Origin of the sequence: Nocardia sp. NPDC060220 (assembly GCF_042727815.1) — a bacterium.
Lineage (GTDB): Bacteria > Actinomycetota > Actinomycetes > Mycobacteriales > Mycobacteriaceae > Nocardia.
The window spans coordinates 1-4,571 of the sequence record NZ_JBHWZY010000568.1 but is presented as its reverse complement, the minus strand read 5'-3'; the positions used below and the strand labels follow the sequence as shown (position 1 = coordinate 4,571).

Below are 4,571 nucleotides of genomic sequence, written 5' to 3'. Positions count from 1 at the left end.
GTAGGTTCGGTCGTCGCAGCCGGAGCGGTACCCCTGGTCATGGCCCTGATCGGCACGGGCACCGCGAATGCCGATCCCGCGCAGGCGGCGGTGACCCAGCCCGAGCATCAGGCCGGACCGGAGTTCGACGCGGTGGCGCCCAACGCCACCCCGTACGTGGGGCAGCCGATGCCCGCGAACACCCGCAGTTCGCTGCAGTGGTCGCGGACGGGGCCGGAAATGGATTACCTGTCCCCGGTGGGACCGCTGCACGCACCGACCGCGGTCGCGCCGGTGCCGCCGATCCTGCCGCCGCCGGGCCAGTTCCGCTTCGGTGACCAGCAGGTTCCGGTGCCGGACTTCGTGCCGGTGGACACCTCGATCCAGATCAACGACGCCGCAGCCAACACCGAGGCGAACCTGGCGACGTTCCTCGACTCGGTCGGGCTCGAGCGCAGCCGCTCGGACCGGATCGCGTCCGAGACCCTCGGTTCGGCGGCCAGGGGTGCGGCGGTCGGTTCCACCGTGGCGATCCCGTTCGCGATGATGGCGAGCACGGGTGGCGCGTTGGCGGGGCTCGTCGCCGGAATCCCGTTCGTGCCGATCGGTTTGGTCGCGGGTCCGATCCTGGGCGGCATGGCCGCGTACATGGCCGTGTCGATCCCCGTCACGGTCGTCGGCGCCGGTATCGGTGCGGCGGTGGGTGCGGCGAGCGGTTTCCTCGCGCCGCCGCGGGGGATGGCCCCCGAGGCCGCCGACAGCGACGCCGAGCTCGTCAACGCTTGATCGAATTCCCAGCGGTGGGAGTCGGGCTCTTGCTGCCCGGCTCCCACCGCCTTTTCGTGAGCTATCCGGGCGCGAACGCGAGCGCGCGCAGGCGGCTGCTCGTGCGGGTGGCGAGCGAGCCGCCCGCGGCCAGCGGGAGCCGAACCTCGTCCACGCTGCCCGACCAGGCAGGACGACGGTCCGGGTAGACCAATTCGCTGTCGAGCGCACGGGCCCCGCTCAGCCGATCGTCGGTCGACGAACCCGCGCCGAGCTCGAGCCGGTGCCGAAGCAACGGCACCTCGCCCAGGTCGGCCAGCAGATCACCGCGCCACCCACCGCCGTCCTCGCCGCTGCGGCCCACCTGCACCCGTTCCCGCAGCCGCAGCCGCGCGTCGGGCGCCACCTGGACCGTGGTCACCACATGATGGTGTGCGCCACCGGCCACGATGGTGGGTTCCGGATCGAAATCCAGTTCGGCGCCTTCGCCGATGTCGAAACGCCAGTGCGCGTGCGACACCATGGTGCCCGTGCCCGGTAGGGCGATCGTCGCCGCCACCGAACGAACCACCAGCCGCGCGCCGGCGCCCACGACGATGGTGATGTCGAGTTCGTCCCCGCCGAGCGGGGTCGCCGCGGTACCGATCAGGTGCACGGTGTCGATACCGGTGTGCCGCCCGGCCAGGCCGCCGATCGCGTCGATGCGGGGCAATCTGCCCGGTGCGGCGACGATGCTCAGTTCAGTGCGCAACGCCGGTGGCCGCGTCCTGCTCGGCGGCGACCCGCAGCTGCTCGCGCACCCAGGCCAGGACCGGGGTGGCGGCCGGGTCGTCGGTGAGCGAGACCAGGGCGGTGGGGCGGCCGTCGCGGACCTTGGCGGCGTCGCGCTCCATCACACCGAGGTCGGCGCCGACCAGCGGGGCGAGGTCGGTCTTGTTCACCACGAGCAGGTCGGAGAAGGTGACGCCGGGGCCGCCCTTGCGCGGCACCTTGTCGCCGCCTGCCACGTCGACGACGAAGATCTGCACGTCGATCAGACCGGACGAGAAGGTGGCCGTGAGATTGTCGCCGCCGGATTCCACCAGGATCAGGTCCAGCGGCGGATTGGCCGCGACGAGATCGTCGATGGCGTCGAGGTTGGCGGTGATGTCGTCGCGGATGGCGGTGTGCGGGCAGCCACCGGTCTGCACGGCGGTGATCCGCTCGTCGGGCAGAACGGCGTGGCGGCGCAGGAAGTCCGCGTCCTCGGTGGTGTAGATGTCGTTGGTCAGCACGGCGAGGGACAGCTCGTCGCGCAGCTGCCTGCACAGGGCCGCCACCAGCGCGGTCTTGCCGGAGCCGACGGGTCCACCGATGCCGATGCGCAGCGCTTCACCGGCCGTGCGGTTGCGCTTGGGCCGGTCGTGGCTGTGATCGTGCGGTTCGCCATCGATCAGATGGGGAGGCATGGGGGCTCCATTCTTCTCGGAATCACGGGGGTCAGGACGCGAACAACGGCATGTCGCGATGGAGGTGACGTTCGGCGAGCGCGTCCTGCAGCGGATCGGACAGGGCGGCGAGGCCGACGGCGGCCTCGGCGGCGATCCGGTCGCACAGCGGCGCCAGGCGCACGGTGCTCGCGGCGATGGCCGCGGGATCGAGGGCGAGCAGTCGTTGCGCGGCGGTGGCGGCGCCGGTGAGCGTCGTGTAGACGACCACGCCCGCCAGCTGTTCGGTGCTCGCTCCGCTCGCGGCGCCGACCATGCCGAACACCGTCGACAGGTGCGGGCGCGGGCCTACCGCGGCCCAATCATGGTGCGGCCACAGCTGTTTGGCCAGGCGGAGCAGCCCACGGCCTTGCGCGCGCGACGCCGTTCGCGCGGCGGGTGACGGCGTACGAGCGTCGGCTTCGAGCTCGGCGCGTTCGGGCGTGAGCACCCCGCCGCACACCGCGGCGGCCAGCGATGCCGTGACCAGTCCCGAGGTGGAGATCCGGCGCCGCAGATACAGCTCCACGCTCGCGTTGTCGCGCAGCAACCCCGACGACACCGCTTCCTCGACGCCGCCGGAGTGCACGTGTCCACCGATGGGCAGGCGCGAATCGGCCAGGGCGAGCAAGGTCGCCAGTCCTGTCGCACCCTCGTTTCGCATCCGCCGATCCTATGCAACGAACCTGGACGTCTGCCCGGTGAGGGCGATCAGCACTGCACACCGTGGCGGTCATCACCCCGGCCGGTGGTCGTGCTCGCCGATCACCGCGGGTGCTTCAGCGCGCCTCGGTGGCCGCCGAGCCGGTGCGGGCAGAGCGCCAGGCCAGTACCGCCATCGCGATCAGCAGCAGTGCGCCGCCCGCGGTCGCGACGTGCATGCCGCTGACGAAGGATTCGCGGGCCGCGTGGATCAGCCCGTCGTCGCCGGCGGACTCCAGGAGGGTGTCGCCCAGGGTCTCGCCGAAGTCGCCGCCGGAACGGAACACCAGCGCGGCCACCGAGCCGAGCAGGGCGAGACCGAGCGCGTTGCCGAGTTCGAAACTCGTTTCGGAGATCCCGACCGCCGAACCCGCCCGCTCGGCCGGCACCGCCGACACCGCGACATCCGACACCAGGGTGAACGAGAAGCCGTACCCGATACCGGCGATCACCGAGCCCGCGATGTACCAGCCGAGGCCGCCGTCGACACCGACGCCGAGCAACATCAGGTTGCCGATCGCCGACAGCAGCAGCGCGAGCGTGAACGTGGCCCGCACGCCGAGCCGCAGCCCCAGGCGCGCGCCGCTCATCGAGCACACGAACACCGCGATCGCCATCGGAATGCCGAGCAGCGCGGCGGCCAGCGGGTCACGCCCGGTGACCGACTGCAGGTAGATGCTGGTCAGGTAGCTCAGCGCGGCGAGCGACATCATGCCCGCCATGCTGGCCCCGATCGCCACCCGGAACAGCGGCCGCGTGAACAACGACAGGTCGAGCAGCGGTTCCGCGAGATGACGCTGCCTGCGCACGAACAGCACGAGCAGCCCGACGCCGATCATCGCGATCACCAGCGACACCGCGTCCAGGCCTTCGGCGGCGATGTGTTTGATGCCGTAGATCAACGGCAGGATGCCGCCGATCGACAGCGCGACGCTGGGCAGATCGATCGGCCCCAGGGCCGCGGAGCGATGTTCGGGCAGCAGGATCGGCCCGAAGATCAGCAGGATCGCCAGGACCGGGATGTTGATCAGGAATACCGAGCCCCACCAGAAGTGGTGCAGCAGGACACCGCCGATGATCGGCCCGACCGCCGAACCACCGGCGAAGAACGCGGTCCAGATCCCGATCGCGGTGGCCCGTTGCCGGGTGTCGGGGAACAGGGTGGAGATCAGCGCCAGGCTCGACGGCAACAGCGTCGCCCCACCGATGCCCATGAGTACGCGGGCCGCGATGAGGATCGGCGCGGTGGGGGCGAACGCGGCGAGCACCGACGCGACGCCGAAGATGGCGGCGCCGGCGAGCAGGATGTTGCGTCGGCCGATCCGGTCGCCGAGGTTGCCCATGGTGATGAGCAGACCGGCGAGCATGAACCCGTAGATGTCGAGGATCCAGAGTTGTTGCGATGCGGTGGGATCCAGGTCGGCCGTGAGGGTCGGCATGGCAAGGAAGAGCACCGAGATGTCCATCGACACCAGCAGCACCGGCAGCAGCAGCACGCCCAATCCGAGCCATGCGCGGCGTCCACCGGCGACTGCGATGGGCACCGCCGGTTCCAGCTTCGTCATTCCGACATCCTTCCGAGGTTGTGCGTACGCCGTACGCGCGAGCTGGGTACAGTGTACGCATGAAGGTTGTATTACGAAAACGAGTCATGGGATG

5 protein-coding genes are annotated in these 4,571 nt (G+C 70.6%); 1 reads left to right on the top strand and 4 read right to left on the bottom strand.

What is annotated here, in order from left to right:
• The coding region (locus ACFWF3_RS25270; protein ID WP_379315720.1) for a hypothetical protein at window positions 1-765 on the top strand (765 nt) is incomplete at its 5' end.
• A 61-nt stretch (window positions 766-826) separates the two neighbouring features.
• On the opposite strand, the gene ACFWF3_RS25265 is transcribed toward ACFWF3_RS25270, so the two are convergent.
• From ACFWF3_RS25265 to ACFWF3_RS25250, 4 genes are all read right to left on the bottom strand, one after another.
• The gene (locus ACFWF3_RS25265) at window positions 827-1,495 is read right to left on the bottom strand and encodes an urease accessory protein UreD (protein WP_379315718.1); all 669 of its coding nucleotides are present in this window, start codon (window positions 1,493-1,495) and stop codon (window positions 827-829) included.
• A complete protein-coding gene (gene ureG / locus ACFWF3_RS25260) occupies window positions 1,485-2,192 on the bottom strand; it encodes an urease accessory protein UreG (RefSeq protein ID WP_379315716.1) in 708 nt (235 codons plus the stop codon). Before ureG ends, ACFWF3_RS25265 begins: the two co-directional genes overlap by 11 nt.
• 31 nt (window positions 2,193-2,223) lie before the next feature.
• On the bottom strand, window positions 2,224-2,874 hold the full coding sequence (locus ACFWF3_RS25255; protein WP_379315714.1) for an urease accessory protein UreF: 651 nt from the start codon (window positions 2,872-2,874) through the stop codon (window positions 2,224-2,226).
• A gap of 115 nt (window positions 2,875-2,989) precedes the next feature.
• Window positions 2,990-4,477: an MFS transporter gene (locus ACFWF3_RS25250; protein WP_379315712.1), complete on the bottom strand. Its 1,488-nt coding sequence runs from the start codon at window positions 4,475-4,477 to the stop codon at window positions 2,990-2,992.
• Window positions 4,478-4,571 lie beyond the last annotated feature (94 nt).